The sequence below is a fragment of the Leptospira neocaledonica genome (genome assembly GCF_002812205.1).
Classification (GTDB): domain Bacteria; phylum Spirochaetota; class Leptospiria; order Leptospirales; family Leptospiraceae; genus Leptospira_B; species Leptospira_B neocaledonica.
The window spans coordinates 43,666-64,830 of record NZ_NPEA01000013.1; the positions used below are offsets into that span (position 1 = coordinate 43,666).

The 21,165-nt window shown below is 42.0% G+C and carries 15 protein-coding genes; 13 read left to right on the forward strand and 2 right to left on the reverse strand.

Going from position 1 to position 21,165, the window contains the following annotated elements; genetic code table 11:
* The first annotated feature begins 53 nt into the window (after positions 1-53).
* The 10 genes from CH365_RS18935 to CH365_RS18980 all read left to right on the forward strand — a co-directional run bounded on the left by CH365_RS18935 (position 54) and on the right by CH365_RS18980 (position 16,078).
* Entirely contained in the window at positions 54-1,007 is a 954-nt protein-coding gene (locus tag CH365_RS18935; RefSeq protein WP_100770113.1) for an MBL fold metallo-hydrolase, read from the forward strand.
* On the forward strand, positions 1,004-3,460 hold the full coding sequence (locus CH365_RS18940) for a penicillin-binding protein 1A (protein WP_100770114.1): 2,457 nt from the start codon (positions 1,004-1,006) through the stop codon (positions 3,458-3,460). Before CH365_RS18935 ends, CH365_RS18940 begins: the two co-directional genes overlap by 4 nt.
* Positions 3,461-3,600: 140 nt before the next feature.
* Positions 3,601-4,851, forward strand: a complete 1,251-nt coding sequence (gene odhB / locus CH365_RS18945) for a 2-oxoglutarate dehydrogenase complex dihydrolipoyllysine-residue succinyltransferase (protein WP_100770155.1) — start codon at positions 3,601-3,603, stop codon at positions 4,849-4,851.
* A gap of 15 nt (positions 4,852-4,866) precedes the next feature.
* On the forward strand, positions 4,867-6,270 hold the full coding sequence (gene lpdA, locus CH365_RS18950; protein WP_100770115.1) for a dihydrolipoyl dehydrogenase: 1,404 nt from the start codon (positions 4,867-4,869) through the stop codon (positions 6,268-6,270).
* A 13-nt stretch (positions 6,271-6,283) separates the two neighbouring features.
* Positions 6,284-9,061 carry a 2-oxoglutarate dehydrogenase E1 component gene (locus CH365_RS18955; RefSeq protein ID WP_100770116.1) on the forward strand — a complete coding sequence of 926 codons (2,778 nt, stop codon included), beginning with the start codon at positions 6,284-6,286 and terminating at the stop codon, positions 9,059-9,061.
* 18 nt (positions 9,062-9,079) lie between these two features.
* Positions 9,080-9,475 carry a DUF6941 family protein gene (locus tag CH365_RS18960; RefSeq protein ID WP_100770117.1) on the forward strand — a complete coding sequence of 132 codons (396 nt, stop codon included), beginning with the start codon at positions 9,080-9,082 and terminating at the stop codon, positions 9,473-9,475.
* Positions 9,476-9,635: 160 nt separating this feature from the next.
* Entirely contained in the window at positions 9,636-11,183 is a 1,548-nt protein-coding gene (locus CH365_RS18965) for a PAS domain S-box protein (protein WP_100770118.1), read from the forward strand.
* Between the two features lie 2 nt (positions 11,184-11,185).
* Positions 11,186-11,563 carry a response regulator gene (locus tag CH365_RS18970; protein WP_100770119.1) on the forward strand — a complete coding sequence of 126 codons (378 nt, stop codon included), beginning with the start codon at positions 11,186-11,188 and terminating at the stop codon, positions 11,561-11,563.
* Positions 11,564-11,621: 58 nt separating this feature from the next.
* Positions 11,622-13,715 (forward strand): ATP-binding response regulator, encoded by a 2,094-nt coding sequence (locus CH365_RS18975; RefSeq protein WP_100770120.1) that lies wholly within the window; start codon positions 11,622-11,624, stop codon positions 13,713-13,715.
* 140 nt (positions 13,716-13,855) lie between these two features.
* On the forward strand, positions 13,856-16,078 hold the full coding sequence (locus tag CH365_RS18980; protein ID WP_100770121.1) for a SpoIIE family protein phosphatase: 2,223 nt from the start codon (positions 13,856-13,858) through the stop codon (positions 16,076-16,078).
* Positions 16,079-16,081: 3 nt separating this feature from the next.
* On the opposite strand, the gene CH365_RS18985 is transcribed toward CH365_RS18980, so the two are convergent.
* Positions 16,082-16,756 (reverse strand): hypothetical protein, encoded by a 675-nt coding sequence (locus CH365_RS18985; protein ID WP_100770122.1) that lies wholly within the window; start codon positions 16,754-16,756, stop codon positions 16,082-16,084.
* Entirely contained in the window at positions 16,753-18,306 is a 1,554-nt protein-coding gene (locus tag CH365_RS18990; RefSeq protein WP_100770123.1) for a Ppx/GppA phosphatase family protein, read from the reverse strand. Before CH365_RS18990 ends, CH365_RS18985 begins: the two co-directional genes overlap by 4 nt.
* A 188-nt stretch (positions 18,307-18,494) precedes the next feature.
* Between CH365_RS18990 and CH365_RS18995 the strand changes: the two genes are divergently transcribed.
* Genes CH365_RS18995 through mreD form a run of 3 tightly spaced genes read left to right on the forward strand, consistent with a single transcriptional unit; the run spans position 18,495 to position 21,165 of the window.
* Positions 18,495-19,517, forward strand: a complete 1,023-nt coding sequence (locus CH365_RS18995) for a rod shape-determining protein (protein ID WP_008595388.1) — start codon at positions 18,495-18,497, stop codon at positions 19,515-19,517.
* A 50-nt stretch (positions 19,518-19,567) separates the two neighbouring features.
* Positions 19,568-20,662 (forward strand): rod shape-determining protein MreC, encoded by a 1,095-nt coding sequence (mreC, locus tag CH365_RS19000; RefSeq protein WP_100770124.1) that lies wholly within the window; start codon positions 19,568-19,570, stop codon positions 20,660-20,662.
* Complete coding sequence (gene mreD, locus CH365_RS19005) at positions 20,662-21,165, forward strand: rod shape-determining protein MreD (RefSeq protein ID WP_100708168.1); 504 nt, start codon at positions 20,662-20,664, stop codon at positions 21,163-21,165. The genes mreC and mreD overlap by 1 nt, the downstream gene beginning before the upstream one ends.

Here is a 21,165-nt window from a genome sequence, read left to right on the forward strand (position 1 = left end):
CCGGATTTTGTTTCCTTTGACAGTTTGGGCGAAATATAGTAAATGTTCCTAAGATGGAAATCTTCTTGTACGGAGTCCGGGGATCTATTCCTTCCCCCTTATCAAACGAGGAATACAGGGAGAAAGTAATTTCCATTTTGAGACTTGTCGCCAAGTCGGAGGGAAAAGCTTTTTCTTCCCCCGAAGAATGGTTCGACGGGTTGCCGGAACCTCTAAATTACGTGGTCGGCGGAAATACTACCTGCGTTCGGATCATCGGTTCTTCCGGAGTGGAATTGGTTGTGGATTTAGGAACCGGCGCCCGAGTTCTGGGAGAAGATCTAGTCCGTGGAGTATTCGGGCAAGGAAAAGGAGAAGCTTCCGTATTTTTCACCCATACCCATTGGGATCATATCCATGGGATCCCTTTTTTCAAACCGATGTACATCCCTGGAAATAAATTCACTTTTTATTCCCCTTTAGAAGATCTTCCGGAAAGATTAAAATACCAACAAGAACCCAGATTTTTCCCGATCCATTTCGATCATTTTGGTTCTGAAAGAAATTTCCATAGGCTCCAAAAGGGAGAAATTTTGGAAATCGGGGGTATCAAAGTGGAATGGCTTGCTCTCAAACATCCGGGAGGTTCCATCGCCTATAAATTCACCGAAAATGGGAAAAGTTTTATTTTTGCCACCGACGCGGAATATAATGGTGAGGATTTTCCTTTGATCCAAGAGCAAAAACCATTCTTTAAAGGGGCGGATCTTCTGGTTTTGGACGCTCAATACACTTTGGACGAATCCTTCCAAAAATTCGATTGGGGACATACTGCCTATACCATGGCGGTCAATTGTGCTTCTTCCTGGGAGGTCAAAAAACTGGCTTTGACCCACCATGAACCCGCCTATTCGGACGAAATTTTAGCTATCATCTTGGATGACGCCAGAACCCATGCTGAAAATCTTGGAGCTAAGGACCTATCCATAGTCCTGGCTAGAGAAGGAATGAAATTCAAACTCGTATGAATCTATTTAGCGAAGGAATTCACAGAGCTACAAAAACACTTTTGGTCTTTGCCTTGCTGGGCGGTCTGTTTTTCGGATATATTATCGCGGAAGTGGATGAGGGGGGGGAGCTTGCGATTTTAGCTTCTTACCAACCCACCACTCCCACTCGTTTGTATGATATCAACGGTGTGGTGTATGCAGAGTTATATCGTCATAAGCAACAACTTCTAAAATACCAAGATATTCCTCCTCATGTGGTTCAGGCCTTCCTTTCTGTAGAGGATAATAACTTTTTCAATCACTTCGGGATAGACTTCTCCGCAATCCTTCGCGCGGCGGCAGTCAATGTGATCTCCGGCAGGATCAAACAGGGTGGATCCACTCTTACTCAACAGCTAGCTAAAACTGTTTTGAATAATAGGAAAAAATCTTTTATTCGTAAATTCGTAGAAGCTCTGTTTACTCTTCAGATTGAACAAGAATATTCTAAAGAAGAAATATTAGAAATTTATTTTAATTTAATATACCTAGGACATGGAACGACAGGTCTTGCTTCCGCTGCAGATGTGTATTTTCATAAGGATGTTTCTGACTTAGATGTGGCAGAGGCTGCACTTCTTGCCAGACTTCCTAAGGCGCCTGTAGATTATTCTCCTTATAAAAATCCTGCAGCTTCCAAAAGAGCCCACCTGGAAGTCTTAAAACTTATGGCTTCTCAAGGATTTGTTCCGGAAGACAAGGTGCAGACTATTCACGATGAGTTCTGGGAAAAGTATTGGCCGATCGTAATTACCCAGTCTCCTTCTCAATCCACCTGGGGAACCAAACTGAATAGAGCTCCCCATTTTACTGAATTCGTAAGACAAAGATTATTAAAAGAATTGGGAGAGGATAGGATCTACAGTGGGGGTTTGAAAATTTATACCACCCTGGATATCCGCAAACAAGAGATCGCTCAGGACGAACTTCGTAAGGCTCTCAAAAAACACGATGACCTGGTTTCAGGTGTTACAGTAAACTATGCGGGCGGTGCGGACAGAGGTCTTGTCGGACTTTATAATTTTATCGGATCCTTATTCCCTGTTGCTCCTCCATTTGTAAGCCGCTTAGATGATAAGGCAAACTTCAGAGTGGCTTTAGAAAAAGAACTCATCGATACGGCGGATGTACTCAGTTTACTTCTTCCTGCAGATAATGAGTCGGCTGCTTTTACTGAATTCCAAAAAAGAACCGCAGTATTCGGCAAGAACCTTCACGTAGAAGGTGCTGCTATCACGATAGATCATACCAACGGCTATATAGAAACAATGGTCGGAGGATATGAATTCACTCCTAAAAATCAATTTAACAGAGCGGTCCAGGCGAGAAGGCAGACAGGTTCTTCTTTCAAACCTTTCGTCTACGGTGCAGCGATTGCGGAAAGAGTTGTTGGTTCCGGAACCGGGATCATGGATGCTCCTCTCACTACTTTAACGGAAGAAGGAGAAGGTTGGTCTCCTCAGGATTTCGACGGAGACTTCCAAGGGATGGTTCCTCTTTCCAGAGCACTTTCCATGTCCTTAAATATCGTTTCGGTTCAGGTCCTTTTGAGAACCGGAGCGGATGCCGTTATAGATTTTGCTTCTCGTTTAACAAAAGCTGATAAGAGTAGATTTGTTCCGAGTCCTGCCCTTGCCCTTGGAATTGCCGAACTTTCTCCTTACGAAATGGCGGTGGGATATTCTATCATCGCAAACAAAGGAAGAAATGTGATTCCACTTTCTGTTCGATATGTGATCGATCAGTCAGGAAACGTAATTTATAACGAAGAATTAAAAGTCAGAGAAGAATTGGATAAAGAAGCAGAAGACGGTTCTATCCAAATCATCAGCGAAGGAACAGCCTATATTCTTCGCAAAATGTTGACCATGGTTGCCATGGGAGGAACCGCAGCGAACGGACTCCATTCCCCTGACCAAGGAAATTATAAAGGGGTCGCTGCTGGAAAAACGGGATCCACTTCTTCTTTCACAAATGCATGGTACTGCGGATTCGATCCTAAGTTGACCACTGTAATTTGGCTTGGATTCGATAAGAGTTCTATCTCTCTTGGAAGAGGGCAGGCTGCAGGAGTTCTTGCAGTTCCGATTTGGGGAAAAATGTACCGTCGTTTCTATAACGGAGAAAATTATCCGACTTTTGAGAACGAACACGGTCTGGATCCACAACCGGAAGAAGTACAAAGTGGTGGAACCTGTGCGTATAATGGATTGTCTCCTAAACCAGGAGTATGTCCTGTTACCCAGAACTTGACCTTAAAGCCGATTACTGTAGCAGGTGTGACAAAATCTGTCCAAGCGAATCGCCAATGCGACGGAGATCGGGACCACCATAAGTCAATAGATTTTAGAGAATTCCTCCAATTGGAATATCAGATCAGCGACGAAGAGATCGGAAAAACGGATCGTAAGTTTAAACCGCAAGCGGACTAAAAACCTTAGTTCGTTTTCGCGAAAATTCATCCAAAACACCGATTTGACAAGAACGACTTTACAGAATTTTTCCGCTTTCCGAAAGTGAAATGGAGGCGGTCCCGGAATGGGACGTATACACCGACCTCCGTAGGATCAAGATGTCGATAGAGATCAAGGTTCCCGAAATGGGTGAGTCCATTACGGAAGCAACAATAGCAAACTGGGTAAAAAAAGAAGGCGAACGAGTAGAACAGGACGAGGTCCTGGTGGAATTGGAAACCGACAAGGTGACCATGGAGGTACCGGCCCCCTCGGCGGGAGTTCTCCAAAAAATTAACAAGAAGCCGGGGGAGACGGTCAAGATCAAAGAAGTGATCGGAATCATTGACCCTTCTGCCTCCGCAAAAAGCACTCCTACTTCAAGCACTCCTTCCTCAACGAATACAACACAAACTAACACAACCAGCGCAACGCAGAACGATACACTTCCTCCTGCTGTTCGTAAATTGATAGATGATAATGGATTAAATCCTGCTTCTATCTCTGGCTCCGGCAAGAACGGACAAATCACCAAAGAAGATGTGCTAAACGCAATTGCAAATAAACAGTCTGCTCCTGCGGCTGCGGTTTCCGCGGCGCCTGTTGCGGCAAAGTCTGCTCCTTCTCCAGAAATTGCTAAAGCGGTTCCTGCCGCTTCTCGTAGTAATCTTCCGAGAGAAAACGTTGTTCCGATGACTAAACTTCGCCAGACGATCGCAAATCGTTTGGTTGCAGCTCAGCATAACGCAGCTCTACTTACTACTTTTAACGAAGTGGATATGAGTGCGGTCATGGATCTTCGTTCTAAATACAAGGACAAGTTCAAAGACGCGCATAATATCAATTTAGGATTTATGAGCTTCTTTACCAAGGCAGTGATCGGAGCTTTAAGATTTGTTCCTGCAATCAATGCAGAAATTCGCGGTACTGATCTGGTTTATAAAAACTACTTCGATATCGGTGTGGCTGTTGGAGGTCCAAAAGGTCTGGTGGTTCCGATTGTTCGTGACGCGGATCTTTTAAGTTTCGCTCAGGTTGAATCCGAAATCGCTCGCCTCGCCAATAAGGTGAAGGACGGAAAAATCGATCTTTCCGATATGGAAGGTGGAACATTCACCATCTCCAATGGAGGGATTTACGGTTCCATGATGTCCACTCCTATCCTGAACCCACCTCAAAGTGGAATTTTAGGACTTCATAATATTGTAAAACGTGCAGTAGTGGTGAACGACCAGATCGTGATCCGGCCTATGATGTATGTTGCTCTTTCTTATGACCATAGGGTCGTAGATGGAAAAGAAGCGGTTACTTTCCTCGTGAAGGTAAAAGAAGCGATCGAAGATCCGACCCGCCTTCTTTTAGAAGTTTAAGGAAGTCTAATAAGTATGGCGGAACAATACGACGTATTAGTGATCGGATCGGGACCTGGAGGTTATGTGGGTGCGATCCGAGCGGCTCAACTCGGGTTTAAAACCGGGATCATCGAAAAAAGAAAAACCTTGGGAGGAACCTGCTTGAACGTAGGTTGTATTCCTTCTAAGGCGCTTTTGGATTCTTCTGAAGAATATCATAAAGTTTTACATAAAACGGATATCCATGGGATCGGAGTTGGCAAAGTTACTCTGGACTTAAACAAACTCATGGAGCGTAAGAACACTATCGTTAAGGAAGTCACAGACGGTGTAGACTACTTGATGAAAAAAAACAAGATCACTCGTTATGAGGGTTTTGGGAAATTGCTAGGAGGGGGCCAGGTAGAAGTTGCTCTCACAGACGGCAAAAAAGAAGTTCTTAGCGCGAAACATATCGTTCTGGCAACAGGTTCTGTTCCGATCGATATTCCAGGGCTTCCTGTGGATGGAAAGTCTATCATCACTTCTGACCATGCAATCGATCTAAAAGCAGTTCCTAAAAAACTGGTTGTGATCGGCGCTGGGGTCATCGGTTTGGAGTTAGGTTCCGTTTGGGGAAGACTCGGGGCAGAAGTCACAGTGGTGGAACTATTACCAGGGCTTCTTCCTACAGTAGACAGATCTTTTGGTAGCTTGTTGCAAAGAAGTTTAGAGTCCCAAGGTTTTAATTTCTTATTCGAACATAAAGTATTAGGAGCGACTGCTTCTAAATCTGGTGCTAAAGTAAAGATTGCTGCACCTGACGGAAAAGAATCCGAACTGGATGCGGACGTTGTGCTTGTAGCAGTCGGCCGCAAACCGTTTATTGATGGGATCGGATTAGATGCTGCCGGGGTCCAATTAACAGAAAGAAAAAGGATCAAGGTAGATTCTCATTTCCAAACTAGCGCAGCTGGTATCTATGCAATCGGGGACGTAATCGACGGACCTATGCTTGCTCATAAGGCGGAAGAAGAAGGTGTTGCACTTGCTGAATTACTCGCAGGTCAATCCGGACACGTTAATTACGCTGCGGTTCCAAGCATTATCTATACCTGGCCCGAAATGGCTTGGGTTGGAAAAGGTGAAGAAGAACTAAAAGCTGCCGGTGTAGAATACAAAGTAGGTAAGTCATTATTCAAGCCGAATGCGAGAGCTAAGGCTATGAACGAAGCGGAAGGCCAAGTCAAAATTTTAGCGGATAAAAAAACGGATAAGGTATTGGGAGCGTTTGTGTTCGGGCCTAGAGCTTCGGATATGATTGCTGAACTTGCGGTAGCGGTAGAGTTCGGTGCTTCTTCGGAAGATATAGCACGTTCTTTCCACGCGCATCCTACATTGTCCGAGGTCGTAAAAGAGGCCGCCATGGCCGTAGACAAATGGGCAATTCACGCTTAGGGGAGATCCGATCATGAAAATCGAACAATTGATGGCATTATACGGAGAGAACGGAGCATTACTCGAAGAACTTTACGAAAAGTTTAAGAAGGACCCGAACTCTCTGGACAAAGAATGGTCTTTATTCTTCCAGGAAGTGGAGACTAACGGAGTATATCCTCAGAACGGATCCAACGGAAACGGGAATGGCAACGGAAAATCAGCGGTTGCCACTTCCTTTACGGATGCGCAAGCCGGATCCATCAGAGAGATGGGGATTATCAACCTGTTGAACGCGTATCGTAGACAGGGGCACTTAGCGGCAAATGTAGATCCTCTTGGAATTTCTCAACCGAACCGTAAGTTCATCGAATCTAAATTGGGGAATCTGACTCCTGCGGATTTGGATACGGTAGTCGACACACAGAATCCTTCTCTGGGTCGTGCTAAGCTGAAAGATGTTGTGGCTTGGTTTGAAAAAGCATACTGCAGCACTGTGGGTTACGAGCAATATTATCTAGTAAATGATGAAGAAAGAGAATGGCTCCAACATCAGATCGAGTCAGCGGAATATCATGCGCCTCTTCCTAAAAGTACACGCTTAAGGCTGTTCGAAAAATTATTCCAAGCGGATCATTTGGAAACATTCTTAGCTAAAAAATACGTGGGTAAAAAACGTTTCTCCTTGGAAGGAGGAGAAAGTATGATCCCTATGCTCGACACGATCGTAGAAGAAGCCGGACGTTTCAAAATGGACGGACTCGTGATCGGTATGGCGCATAGGGGACGTTTGAACGTACTTGTGAACGTGATCGAAAAGCCAGCCTCTCTAGTATTCGCTGAATTCGAAGAGAAGGCAGACAAAAGTGCTGGAAGTTATGCGGACGTTAAGTATCATTTAGGATATTCTAACAGTAAAATGACTTCGAGCGGAAAAGAGGTGAAACTTTCTCTTGCGTTCAACCCAAGTCACCTAGAGGCAGTGAACCCGGTTGTTACCGGTTCCGTTCGTGCTCGCCAAGAGCAGTACGGAGATGCGGATCGTTCTAAATTTATGCCGATCACCATCCATGGAGATGCAGCGTTTGCAGGTCAGGGTGTGGTGGCTGAAACTATCAACTTAATGAATCTGGATGGTTATACTACCGGTGGAACTTTCCATATAGTGATCAATAACCAGATCGGATTTACTACTTTACCGAATGAATCTAGATCCACGTTATACGCAACCGATCTCGCAAAAGGATACCAGATCCCTATTGTTCACGTAAATGGGGATGATCCGGAAGCGGTGTACCGAGTGACCAAACTCGGAATGGAATACCGTCAAAAGTTCAAAAAAGACTTTATCATAGATTTGATCTGTTACCGTAGATTAGGTCATAACGAAACCGACGAGCCTGCATTCACTCAGCCTAAGATGTATTCCATCATCAAAAATCACCTTCCTACAGCTCAATTATATGAGAAAAAGCTGATAAATGACGGAGATATTTCCGGAGAAGAATTAGACTTCATCAAGAATGGTTCCGCTCAAGGTTTGGAAGATTCTTTCCAAAGAGCAAAAGAGCAAGATATCAAGATGAAAGTGGATACAATGCAGGGTGTTTGGGCGAAATATTCCAAAGAACCTCTGGATAGTGGTACTGCTACTTCTCTTCTTGCGGAACAAATTGATCGTATCGTAAAAGCGATCACGACTGTTCCTGATGGTTTTACTCCGAATCCTAAACTAGTAAAACTTCTCCAAAGCCGGAAAGAAATGGCGGAAGGAAAAGTTTCTTTGGATTACGGAATGGCGGAAGCGCTTTCTTTCGGTTCGATCTTGGAGAACGGATTTAGAGTTCGTCTTTCCGGTCAGGATAGCCAACGAGGAACATTCTCTCATAGACATGCAGTTCTTGTGGATATCAACTCAGGAGCAAAATACGTAGGTCTAAACCATATTTCTGAAAAACAAGCCAAGGCAGAAGTAGTGAACTCTTCCTTGTCCGAATTTTCCGTTTTAGGTTTTGAATACGGTTATTCTCTTTCAGATCCGAGTGCACTCGTGCTTTGGGAGGCTCAGTTCGGTGACTTTGCAAATAATACTCAGGTGATCTTTGACCAATTCCTTTCCAGTTCCGAAGTGAAATGGCAGAGGATGTCGGGTCTTGTGGTACTTCTTCCACACGGATACGAAGGACAAGGACCAGAACATAGTTCCGGTAGGGTAGAAAGATTCCTGCAGCTTTGTGCGGACAATAATATGCAAGTGGCAAACTGTACGAATGCCGCTCAGTATTTCCATTTGCTTCGTAGACAGATACTGCGCAATTTCCGTAAACCTCTGATCATCTTCACTCCTAAGTCTTTATTACGTTTCCCTGGAGCACTTTCTCCGATAGACGATCTGTTAAAAGGAGCGTTTAAGGAAGTTCTTCCTGATGCGGGAGACTTGAAAGCAGATAAGGTGGAGAAAATTGTATTCAGCTTTGGAAAAGTATATTATGATCTTCTAAAATATAGAGAAGAGAATAAGGTGCAAAATACAGCGCTGATCCGAGTGGAACAAGTATATCCTTTCCCAGCGAAAGAGATCCAGGAAGTTCTGAAAACTTATAAAAACGCCAAAACTTTTGTTTGGTGCCAAGAAGAACCTAAAAACCAGGGCGCTTGGACATTTGTAAGAGATAGATTCGAAGATCTTCTTCCTAATGGAACAAAACTCAATTACGCTGGTAGAAAAGAATCTGCAAGCCCTGCTGCAGGACATATGAAAGTCCATACACAAGAGCAGGAACATCTTGTTTCAGACGCTTATTCGGTCTGATCTTAGGTGTCGAATAACGTGGGAGAGCCCGTTCTATTAGCATTAGTGTTTGCAGATCGGGTTATCTCGGAAGATAACGGGAAAAAAGGGATCATAGGAACTTTTACTAAGTTCTTTACCGGACAATTTCCTGTAGTCTTTCCTCCTTGGGGAATATATGTGTGTGTCACAAATCTTTCCCCAGGAGACCATGAATTTTCCTTAGAATTAGAACACGCAGATACGGGCGAAAAAGTTATAGGGGTCGGAGGAAATATCCGAGTCAATAATGGTTCCGAGCCTGTAGAAATAGGTCTTCCAATCCCCCATGCAGTTTTTCCTAAAGAAGGTAGATATATTCTACTTTTTAAAGTGGGTTCCGAAATTGTAGGAAGTCGCCCTCTCTGGGTGGATAAATTAAACTCTCCTACCTGATCCGATCTTTTAGAAAATCCTAAATCTTTTACGAGTCCCTTCGTTTTCTTGTACGATCGGATAATAATTTTTTTCCAATATTAATCTTTTGAAATGCGCTTGCTTTGGAAAATTTTCCAAGTATTCTACCTAACTCTAATATACAAATTTATTATATATTATGGCGACCCCTGCAGAAAAAGATATGACATTAGAAAAGGCTTTGAAGGATGCAAAACTGATCGAATCCAAATACAAAGGCCTTCTGGAGTCTTTGCCCGATTCTATCGTAATGGTAAACGATTCCGGAAGTATCGTGTTTGTGAACGAGCAGGCTCTTAGAATGTTCGATTACAAACTACAAGAACTTCTCGGACAGCCGGTTGAAGTCCTTCTTCCTGATAGGTTTAGAAAAAACCATATTTCTTATCGTGATCATTATTTTACTCAACCCAGGACAAGATCGATGGGAGTGGGTTCGGAGCTTTTCGGCAGGAAATCAAACGGCACAGAATTCCCGGTAGAGATTAGTTTAAGTCCGTATCATACGGAAGAAGCAACATTGGTACTAAGTGCCATCCGCGACATTAGAGAAAGGATCAAGGCGGAGGCGAAGTTCAGGGGTCTTTTGGAATCTGCTCCCGATGCAGTCGTAATAGTGAATCGAGAAGGAGATATAGTCCTAATCAATTCCCAAGCAGAAAAATTATTCGGATATCCCAGAGAAGAATTATTACATAAACCTGTTGAAGTTTTGGTACCGGAAAGATTCAGAGCGAACCATCCGCAAAACAGGATCGGATTTTTTAAGGATCCAAAAGTCCGAGGAATGGGTAGCGGGCTAGAACTATACGGACTTAAGAAGAACGGATTAGAATTTCCCGTGGAAATCAGTTTAAGTCCTCTGGAAACGGAAGAAGGTATGCTGGTTTCCAGTTCTATTCGCGACATCACAGAAAGAAAACAGCAAGAAGAATTTAGAAGAGCCGCATTAGAAGAACAGAATGAAAGAATGAAGGAAACCGCCAGATTAAAAAGTGAATTTCTGGCAAACATGTCTCATGAGTTAAGAACTCCTCTGAATGGTATCATAGGTTTTTCGGAATTACTCTCTGACGAAAGACCGGGGCCTCTGAACGAAAAACAAAAAGAATACTTAACGGATATTTTAAATAGTGCGAACCATCTTTTGAAATTGATCAACGACGTTCTAGATCTCGCTAAGGTGGAATCCGGAAAGATGGAATTGTTTTTAGAAACATTCTCCCTATCCACCGCTATTAAAGAGGTTTCTTCCATCATTCGTCCATTATTAAGAAAGAAGCGGATCAATTTTTCGATAAAAGTAGAGGAATCTATAGATGCGGTGATCTTGGATCCTCAAAAGATAAAACAGATCTTATATAATCTTCTATCCAATGCTGTTAAGTTCAGTCACGAAAGCGGAAATATCAGAGTGAATATGGAGGCAGAAGACAAGGATATGATTCGAATGAGATTCGAAGACGACGGAATAGGTATTGGTGAAAACGATCTAACCAGGATTTTTGAGGAATTCCAACAAATAGACAGTGGGGCCAATCGACAATTCCAAGGAACAGGACTCGGACTTGCCCTGACCAAAAGGATCGTGGAATTGATGAACGGAACAATAAATGTAGAAAGTGAGTTGGGAAAAGGGTCCGTTTTTACTATAATACTTCCAAGAAAGATCTCTAACGGTAAGTAAATATGGCTCCTAAAGTTTTGGTAGTGGATGATAATATCGTAAATCTTAAATTGATTTGCGAATTATTGGAGCTGGATGAATACGAAGTTTTAAAAGCAGGAAATGCTGAAGAAGCACTTCAGATAATTGAGAATTTTCCTTTAGATCTGATTCTTATGGATATAGAATTACCGGGGATAGATGGACTTACACTTACTAGACAATTAAAAGAAAGGGAGAATACGAAGAATATACCGATCATAGCTGTTACTGCATTTGCAATGAAAGGAGATGCTCAAAAGGCCTATGGAGCAGGTTGCGACGGTTATATTACAAAACCAATTGATACGAGGAAATTTACGGAACAAATTAGCGGTTTTATCAAGGGGCTGAATCCGTGATCTACGAGGTTTTTTTCGTCCCTTACTTTTACACGATCCATTTTTGGACTAAAATTTTATGGTTATTCTAGTCGTAGACGACAGTTATCAAAATCGGAAATTAATTTCTGCTCAGTTAGAAAACGGGTCTAGGAAAATTTGCACTGCTTCCAACGGTATAGAGGCTTTAGAGATCTTGGAGAATACGGAAGTGGATCTGATCATTTCCGATATTCTAATGCCTCAAATGGATGGGTACCAATTTTGTTCTCAAGTGAGGCAGAATGAGAAAATTAAACATATTCCAATTATCATATATACTGCCACCTATACTTCCGAATCGGACGAGAAACTTTCTTTCGATTTAGGAGCAGACGCGTTTTTGAAAAAACCTGCCGGTTTAAAACTGTTAGAAGAAACAGTAACAAGACTAATCAAAAATCCCAGATCGGAGCGCGATATTAAAAGATTGGTTATGGACTCGGCACCTCTTCGCCAATACAATCACAGGCTTGTGGAAAAATTAGAAGAGAAAAATTTCGAACTCCAGAAGAGAAGTGAAGAATTAGGTTACGAAATAGAAGAGAGAAGAAGAGCAGAAAGGCTGAATCGTGAAGGTGAAGAATTATTTAAGGAACTTACGGAAGCAATTCATGAAGTATTTTGGCTAACTAGTCTTTCTAAAAATGAGATCATTTATGTCAGCCAAGGATACGAGCAGATTTGGGGAAAAACCAGAAAAAGCCTTTTAGACAATCCGATCTCTTGGATGGAATGTATCCATCCTGATGATAGGGATAGAGTAATCGAAAGTGCAAAGACTAGGCAAGTAACAGGGGAATATAGAGAAGAATATAGAATCATCCGTCCGGATGGAGAGATCAGATGGATAAGAGATAAAGCATTTCCTGTTAAGAACGAAAGAGGTGATACGATTCGAGTTGCGGGAGTTGCAGAAGATATTACCGAACATAAGTTGAAAGAATCCCAGCTAAAGGAGGTTGAAAAAAGAAGGGCGGAGTTGGAAGAACAACTGATCCAAGCACAAAAACTGGAAAGTTTAGGTACCCTGGCAAGCGGGATTGCTCACGATTTTAACAATATACTGTCTATTATTATGGGCCACACTTCGGTGATAGAGATTAGCAGGAATAACCCTGAGAAATTCTCCCAACATATCTCTGCCTTGCATGTGGCTGCTCAAAGAGGAGCTTCGCTAGTTAGACAACTCCTGACATTCGCCAGAAAAACGGAATTCAATCTGGAACCGGCGCAAATAAACGATATTATATTAGAAATTGGTAAATTGATTTCCCAGACATTTCCTAAGAACATTAGGCTTTTTACGGACTTTCAGGAAAATCTTCCTTTGGTTAAAGTGGACGCCAATCAGATCCATCAGGTTTTATTAAACTTGTGTGTGAATGCTAGGGATGCCATGTCGGAGGGAGGGATCTTGAGCATAGAAACCTTCTTAACGGACTCGGAAAGTCTAAAGGCTGGATATTCTAAAAGTTTAGCAGAAAAATACGTAATACTCCGGATCTCCGATTCCGGAACTGGGATGAACGAAAAAACAAAACAAAGGATATTCGAACCGTTCTTCACTACGAAAGATATAGGTAAAGGAACAGGATTAGGGCTCGCATTGGCATACAGTGTGATCGAGAATCATAAAGGTTGGATCGAAGTAGAATCCGAATTAGGAAAAGGAACTACATTCTTCGTATACTTGCCTGTATCGAAAGATAAATCGGAAGTAGATATAAAATCTGCTCCTTTAGAATCAGAGTCGCTAGGAGGAAAAGAAAGTATACTTATAATCGAAGATGAAGAACTCCTCAGAGATATGTTGACTGATCTTTTGGAGTCCAAGGGATACAAAGTATATTTGGCTGTAGACGGAGAAGATGGAGTGGAACAATTTCTTCTGAGGCATTCTCAAATCTCATTAGTACTAACGGATCTGGGTCTTCCTAAGTTTGGAGGAGGAGAAGTGATCAAAAGGATCAGAGCAATTCATAGTTCCGTTAAAATTGTTCTCGCAAGTGGATTTATGGAACCTGAGTTAAAAGTTTCCTTAAAAGATTTCGGAGTGAGCTATTTTATCCAAAAGCCGTATTTGGGCACAGAGATCCTTTCCTGTATACGTTCTGCTCTGGATCAAAAGTAAGATCCAAGTTCCCGTTCGTTCGCTGATTCAGTTTAGATCCATATTTCACTTAATTTTATCTTATATTAGAAATAAAATATTGATCCGTGTAGCAATCGCTACAGTGTTGGTTTTAATCCAAGTGAAAAAGAGAAACGAAAATGAGCCAAGCACGTCTTTTGCCGGTCTTAACCTGGAGGCTGGAGTTATTCACACATACTGTTCCGGTACCTTTCGCAGTATATTTTTCTGCAGTTACTGGTTCTTTATATTCCTTAGAAGAATATCTTTCTATGGGTGTTGCTTCGACGATAGCCGCCACAGCTATGCTATTAGGTGCCTTCTATCTTAGATATATAAGATTGAAGAAGGCATCTTATTTAGAGGATAGAAGTTCCGTAGACCCGAATCTTCTTTCTTCTGCAAAATCTATTTATATAACTCAGCCGATTTATGAATCTTTTGTGATCGCCGGCCGTTGGTTTTTCGGAGTACTACTCGCTCATGTAATCGTTTATTTGATCGTAGGTTATAGACCAAATCTGGTTGCGACCATTCCTGCATTGTATTTAGGAATCATTCCAATTTCATTTATTAGTTATTTATTTATTACTGAATATTCAGTTCGTCCGGCTCTAAGTAAGAATAAATTCAGAGAAGTAGAGGCTAAGACTAGGTTATTCTTCCCCTATTCAAAACGATTATTGGTAGTTGTAATGGCAATGATCTCTATGCCATTCAGTCTTTTGGGATATATGTTGTATGCAACTGTGGATGGAAGGATTCGTCTGGAAAATCCACTTCTGCATTTGGCGATTATGGCATTTTTATTTTCAGTACCTTTGATATTTACGGCGTGGATTGTGACTGAGGCGATTAGATCCAGACTTTCCTCCGTAACCGGATTTTTGGAAGAAGTAGGAGAAGGTAATTTCGGCCTGAAAATTTCTCCTTCTTCCTTGGATGAATTCGGTAAACAAGAACAAAGGATAGGAAAGGTTGTCGAACGGTTAAGAGGCCTTTACGAAGAGATCCAGTCTTTAAATGAAGGTTTGGAATCTAAGGTAGAAGAAAGAACCAAACAGTTAAAGGAAACCGCCGACGAATTGGGGAAAAGTTTAGAAGAGATCCAAAAACTAAAACTTAGTCAGGACGGGGATTATTTTCTAACTTCTCTTTTGACGGAGCCCCTGCATTCTATTCAATTGCAAGATTCTGAATATTCTTTTCGTTCTTTGACAATCCAGAAGAAAAAATTCAATTATAAACAGAAAGAAAGACAGATTGGTGGGGATATCTCTCTCGCGCATTCTATCCGGTTGAGAGGAAAACCTTATATTGCGTTTGTAAATGCGGATGCAATGGGCAAATCTTTGCAAGGAGCAGTGGGGGCTATCATTTTAGGTTCTATCTCCAGATCTATGATAGAAAGGACTCCTGCTCTGTACCGAAATGTTTGGCCTGAGAGATGGCTCAAAAACTGGTTTATAGAATTACAAAAAGTTTTTGAAGCATTCGACGGTTCCTTAATGGCTTCTGCTTTTTTGGGATTATTAGATGAGTCCAGAGGAGTTTTATATTATATAAATTGCGAACATCCTTCTCCTGTTTTGTATCGAGACGAAACTACGATCTTTTTAGAACCAAAAGAAAAGTATTTTAAGATAGGTCATTCCGGTATTGGGCGTAATGTTCATATAGAAGTGTTTCAGTTGAGGCCTGGAGATGTTTTATTCTCCGGATCGGATGGAAGAGATGATCTTTTGATCCATTCTGAGATTGATCCTGATGATTCCAGATTTTTGGAAATTGTAGGAAAAGCAAGAGGAGATCTTGATCGTACTTACGAGTTGATCTTGCAAGAAGGAGAAATTACGGATGATCTTTCTCTTCTTCGGATAGAAGCGCCTAAAAAAAGTTTAACATCTTCTGAAATTCCACTCAAAGATACGAATTCTGAAAAGAAAAATGAGATCCAGAAAATGATTTCTGTTCAGGAATGTAGAAGACTTGCATTGGAATATTCTTCCGGTAAAAAATATACTAAGGCGGGAGAACTTGGTTTGAAGTATGTACAAAGAAGACCTACGGACACTGAGTTTCTTTTTACCGTTAGCAAACTTCTTCGCAAATCTGGTAAGATCGTATTATCTATCGACTTAGGGGAAAGATATAGGATGAGAAATCCTATAGATTCAGATAATCTTCTTCATCTTGCAGAAATGTATGCCTCTAAAAGTAGATTGGAAAGATCTTTTCAACTTTTGGCAGAAGCGACTGCGATTTCTCCTGAACATCCGAGAGCGAAAAAACTTTCAGAATTTCTAATAGAAAAAACGGGGCAGATCTCCGATTCGGACGAGGATAGAAGGATATTGAGATAGAGTTTATTTCAATTTCATCTTGCGAATCTCTTCTGCGACTGGGATATTTTGGTATTCTATCCTTTCTTTTCCATAATAGAGTAAAGCTTCTATAGAGTTTGTTTTCGGGAAAAATTTTCGGATTTCTGTAAGTGGTATGCGGATCGTTTCCGATCTTAGATTTTGATTTACGAACTCGGTATTCTCCGCTCTTAAGATGAGTTGGAGTTCCTTAGGCTCGAAGGTTCTTGTTTTTTCGGATTTTATAATATTCTCCGAGATCATTTCCTCTTCCTTCTTCCTGGAAATTGTGCGAAAAGGAATTGTAGTCCACTCTAAAAGTGCTCCTATATCCGCAAACATTCCTAGGATATATCGATTCCAAGGTTTGTCATCCATGTCCAGTTGTCTATAACCGTCCGTCTTCTTGTAATCGTAATGTATGATTTTGGTTTCTAAAGTTTTCCTTTTTTCTAATGTTTCTTGAAAAGAGGCTCCTTCTATTTTTAGCACCAGTTCGAAGTTTTGGAATTCGTAGTCTATTTTTCCTTTATTCGAAATGATCTCTTCTTCTTTTTTATCCAGTAGTCGAGAATCTATAGTTTCTTGTTTATAAGGAAAAACAGTAAAACAGTTTATAAATATAGAATATACTAAGACTACAGTTGTAAAATATCCGAAAGATTGAAATTTTTTCACTGAAATAAAGGCACCATTCCGTAAGCGGATTCGAATGCATCTGCTTGCTCTTCACAGGCCCAGAGTTCCAGACTTTTGTCGTAATTTTGATTTGTGACTAAGGTGAAGATCGCCTGATTTTTTCGGACCTGGCATCTGACGGTTTCGATCAGCCCTTGTCTGTTCCGATTGCATGCACTGGCGATCCTTAAAATTGCGGAAAGTTTTTCGACTGTTTCCTGCTCTCTCGGACCTACTCTTTGGAACTCTCTATGTTTGGATTTAGGGGAACTTTTACGATGGTATCTTGCGGTGAGTGCAATGATCTCTATTTCCCCCCAAGTGAATCCAAGCATTGCCTCCGAGTTTCGAATCAGATAATAACTATGTTTATGATAGGCGGAATGTGAAATGAATAATCCTACCTCATGAAGTAAAGAAGAGGCTTCCAGATACTCTCTTTCTTCTTTTCCTAATCGATGTACGGACTGAAGTTGATCGAATATATCCAAGGAAAGTTTGGCTACATGGCGGGCATATTCTTGGTCTCTTGTGTAGGAAACTAAAAGGTTTAAGATGGATTTTTGGCGAATATCGTCCAGATGTTTGGAATGTTCCAAGTCCTGGAAGTGCTCCCATTTCCGGATCGTATCGTAGATAATTCCTTCTCTAAGCGCGAACTCCGAAACGGTCATATCGGGAAGGTCCAATAACTGGAATAATTCATCCAGGATGAGCATACCACCTACGATGATATCGGAACGTTTGGAATCGAAACCCGGGATCTTGCCTCTCTTTTTAGAAGTGTCTGCTTCTAAGATCATATTCCTTGCACGTTTAAATTCAGAGGATTGGAATGTATAATGATTTAAAGGCCTTTCTTCTACTTCTCCTTCGAAGGCCCGAATGATCCCTGCAGTTGCCTGTACTGTCCCGGATGAGCCTATGATTATTTCTGGTTTCAGATCTCGGATGATCTTTCGGAAAGGAAGAATGATCTCTTCTACATAGAGTTTACATTTTCGGATCTGGGAAGAATCCAAGGTTTCGGATTTTAGGAATTTTTCGGTGAGTCGGATTGCTCCCAATTTGAAACTTTTGGAGAATAGAATATCCCCTCTATAACCCACTAAAACTTCCGTGCTTCCTCCGCCTATATCTACGAGCAGGACTTTTTTATCGAATACTGGAAGTCCTTGTAGGACCCCGAAATAGATGAGTCGGGCTTCTTCATATCCGCTGATCACATCAATTTTGATGCCAGCTTCCTTTAAGGCGGCAGCCTGGAATTCGGCACGATTGGAGGCTTCTCTCATTGCAGAAGTGGCTACCGCTCTGATCTCTGCCTTCGAGTTATCCGCAAGCATCTTAAAACGCTTTAAACACTCGATTGCACGCCTAAATGCGGGAGGATCGATCTCTCCTCCTTCTTCCAAACCGCTTCCGAGACGTACGTTCTCCTTCTCTCTGGCGATTGCTTCAAAGGTCCCGTTTTCTCGGACCCGGACGATAATCATGTGAAAGGAGTTTGTGCCTAGATCGATGGCAGCTAGGGTGTTTTCCCGAACCATAAGTTCCCCAAGTTTATGGAGGTCGCAATGGGTTCCAATTTGTTTTTCGTTTTTTTTGTTTTGGAATTGCCCGGAAGGATCGGGCAGGAAATATTGAATTGGATCGTGGCCGTAAAATCCTAGAGATTTTCACCGATTCTGCAGATAATAAAAAAGATCAACCAGCCTTCTGGCAGCAAAGGATAGAAATGATATTCGATAAGCTATACGGATTATTTTCCAACGATATGGGAATCGACCTCGGAACCGCAAACACTCTCGTCCACGTAAAAGGGCAAGGTATCGTTCTTTCCGAGCCTTCCGTAGTAGCGGTCCACGCAGCTACGGGCAAGGTGCTCGCAGTAGGCCAGGAAGCTAAGAGAATGTTGGGACGTACTCCCGGCGAGATCGTAGCAATCCGTCCTATGAAAGATGGGGTGATCGCGGACTTTGAAACTGTCGAAAAAATGATCCGCTACTTCATTGCAAAAGTTCATAACAGAACTACTTTTGTAAAACCTAGAATCGTGATTGGAGTTCCTTCTGGGATCACCGAGGTGGAAAGACGTGCGGTCCGTGAATCCGCAGAACAAGCAGGTGCTAGGGAGATCTTCTTGATCGACGAGGCATTGGCTGCTGCGATCGGTGCAAATATTCCGATCAACGAACCTGCAGGTAATATGATTGTGGATATCGGTGGTGGAACCACTGAGATTGCCGTGATCTCTCTTGGTGGTATGGTAATTGCCGAGTCCATCAGAACCGGTGGAGATGAGTTCGACGATGCAATCATCAAATATTTAAGAAACCAATACAATCTGGTCGTTGGGGAAAGAACCGCGGAAGATATCAAACTGACTATCGGTAACGCTTACCCTGAAAAGAAAACCGAGACCATGGAAGTAAAAGGTAGGGATGCAATTTCCGGATTACCTCGTACTTTGGAATTAGAATCCAATGAAATCCGCAAGGCTCTTAAAGAACCAACCGACGAAATTTTAGACGGAATCAAAAGAGTTTTAGAAAGAACTCCTCCTGAACTTGCTTCGGACATCGTAGAAAGAGGGATCGTTCTTACCGGAGGAGGATGCCTTCTTCGCGGATTAGAAACCTATCTTTCCAAAGAAACCGGCGTGCCTGTATTCAGAGCGGAAAACCCTCTGACCTGCGTGGTACTTGGGACCGGAAAATTCTTGGACGAAGTTAAGTATCTGAAACCAGGGATCCGTTAATTCGGATCTCGGTCTCCGGCTGATCGCCGGAGTCCGGTACGGAATTTTTTATGCTTTGGCTTCAAGTTAATAAAAGTAAGGAAACTGTTTCCCTTTTATTCTGTATTGTTTTCTCTCTTTTGTCCCTGACTTTTAAGAGTAATGTTCTAGTCAGAGGGATTGCAAGCTTTCAGAGAGTGGGAGATTCCGTTTCCGGTTCGATCGACGGAGTTGGCTCCTTCTTTAAAGGAGCTTATACTAAATTAGAATCTTTTGAAGCCGTTCGTCAGGAAAGAGACGCATGTGTCGCAGCAATTGACGATTATAAACTTCTTCCCCAAGATCTGGAAAGAATAGGAAGAGAAAACGAAAGTCTCAGAAGAGAATTACGTTTTAATACTAAACAAAAATATTCTACAGTCAAAGCGGAAGTCCTTTCCGTTCGTTTGAATTCCATCTATCGTACAATCATTATAGACAAAGGTTCCGAAGCGGGTATCAAACCTTATATGCCTGTCACTGCAAGAGCTGTGAATCAAAAGGGCGAAATTATAGAAGCTTTAGTCGGAAAGGTGATCGCAGTCACCGGAGGATCCGCAGTCATCCAACCTATCATCAATTCCAATTTTAACATGGGTGTTTCCATTCCTGAAAGTAATCTTTGGGCTACTCTTTCCGGAAACTCAGGAAGAGGAATGGAAGGATTGATGAATTATATCGATAGCGGTATTATTATCGATCCTAGGATTTTTGGAGATTATCCAATGGGTCCAAGCGAGATGATCCAATACACTGAATCTTTGAGTAAGATCGGAAAACCTGTATATAGTTCAGGTTCTTCCGGAATGTTCCCGCCCGGAATTCCAGTTGGCATCATTACTGAAGAAGGTCCGAGAAACGGAAGTTTTAAAACTGCATTCCTAAAACCTTTTGTTCGTTTCGATATGTTGGAGTCCGTTACAATACTCATGAAACTTCCTGAAAAATGGGCGGAGACCTGGCCGGAAGGACAGAATATCAATATCGAAAATCCGTATTTTGGTGAATTAAATTATCCTAAAGAAGAAAGGGAGCCTAAGGTTCCAACTCCTACTGGAAACAAACCTGTGGAAACTCCTAAACCTCAAAAACCGGAAGCCGGATTTACAGACGAGGAAACGAACTGATGATCTTAGAATATATAGTCATTGGTGCCGGGATCCTGATCTCCCATTTCTTGAACGGGACAAACCTATTCGAGATTTCCGGATTTAAACCGGACTTTATGGTGATCTTCGTCCTGTTTTTTGCTCTTAGAAGAGGAACAATGGCCGGGATCTGGATCGGATTTTTCGGCGGATTACTTTCCGATTCGGGCTTAGGTGGAGAAATTGTAGGGAATGTGGTCACATACAAAATAGGACTTCACTCTCTTACATTCTGTATCATGGGATATATTGTAGGAAAGTTCGCAAGACCCGCCTATCATGAAAATCAGATTTCCATAATGTTGTACTCTCTGGTAGTGACTTTGATCTCCAGGATTGCGTCTTACTTTTTATTCTCCTTATTCTTTCACGAAAATTTAAACTACTCCATCATCAGTACCTCTATTTTTAACGGTGCCATCGCACCTATATTCTTCTGGGTACTCGGAAAATTGTACAGATTGGAGCAGGCGGAAGGCTAA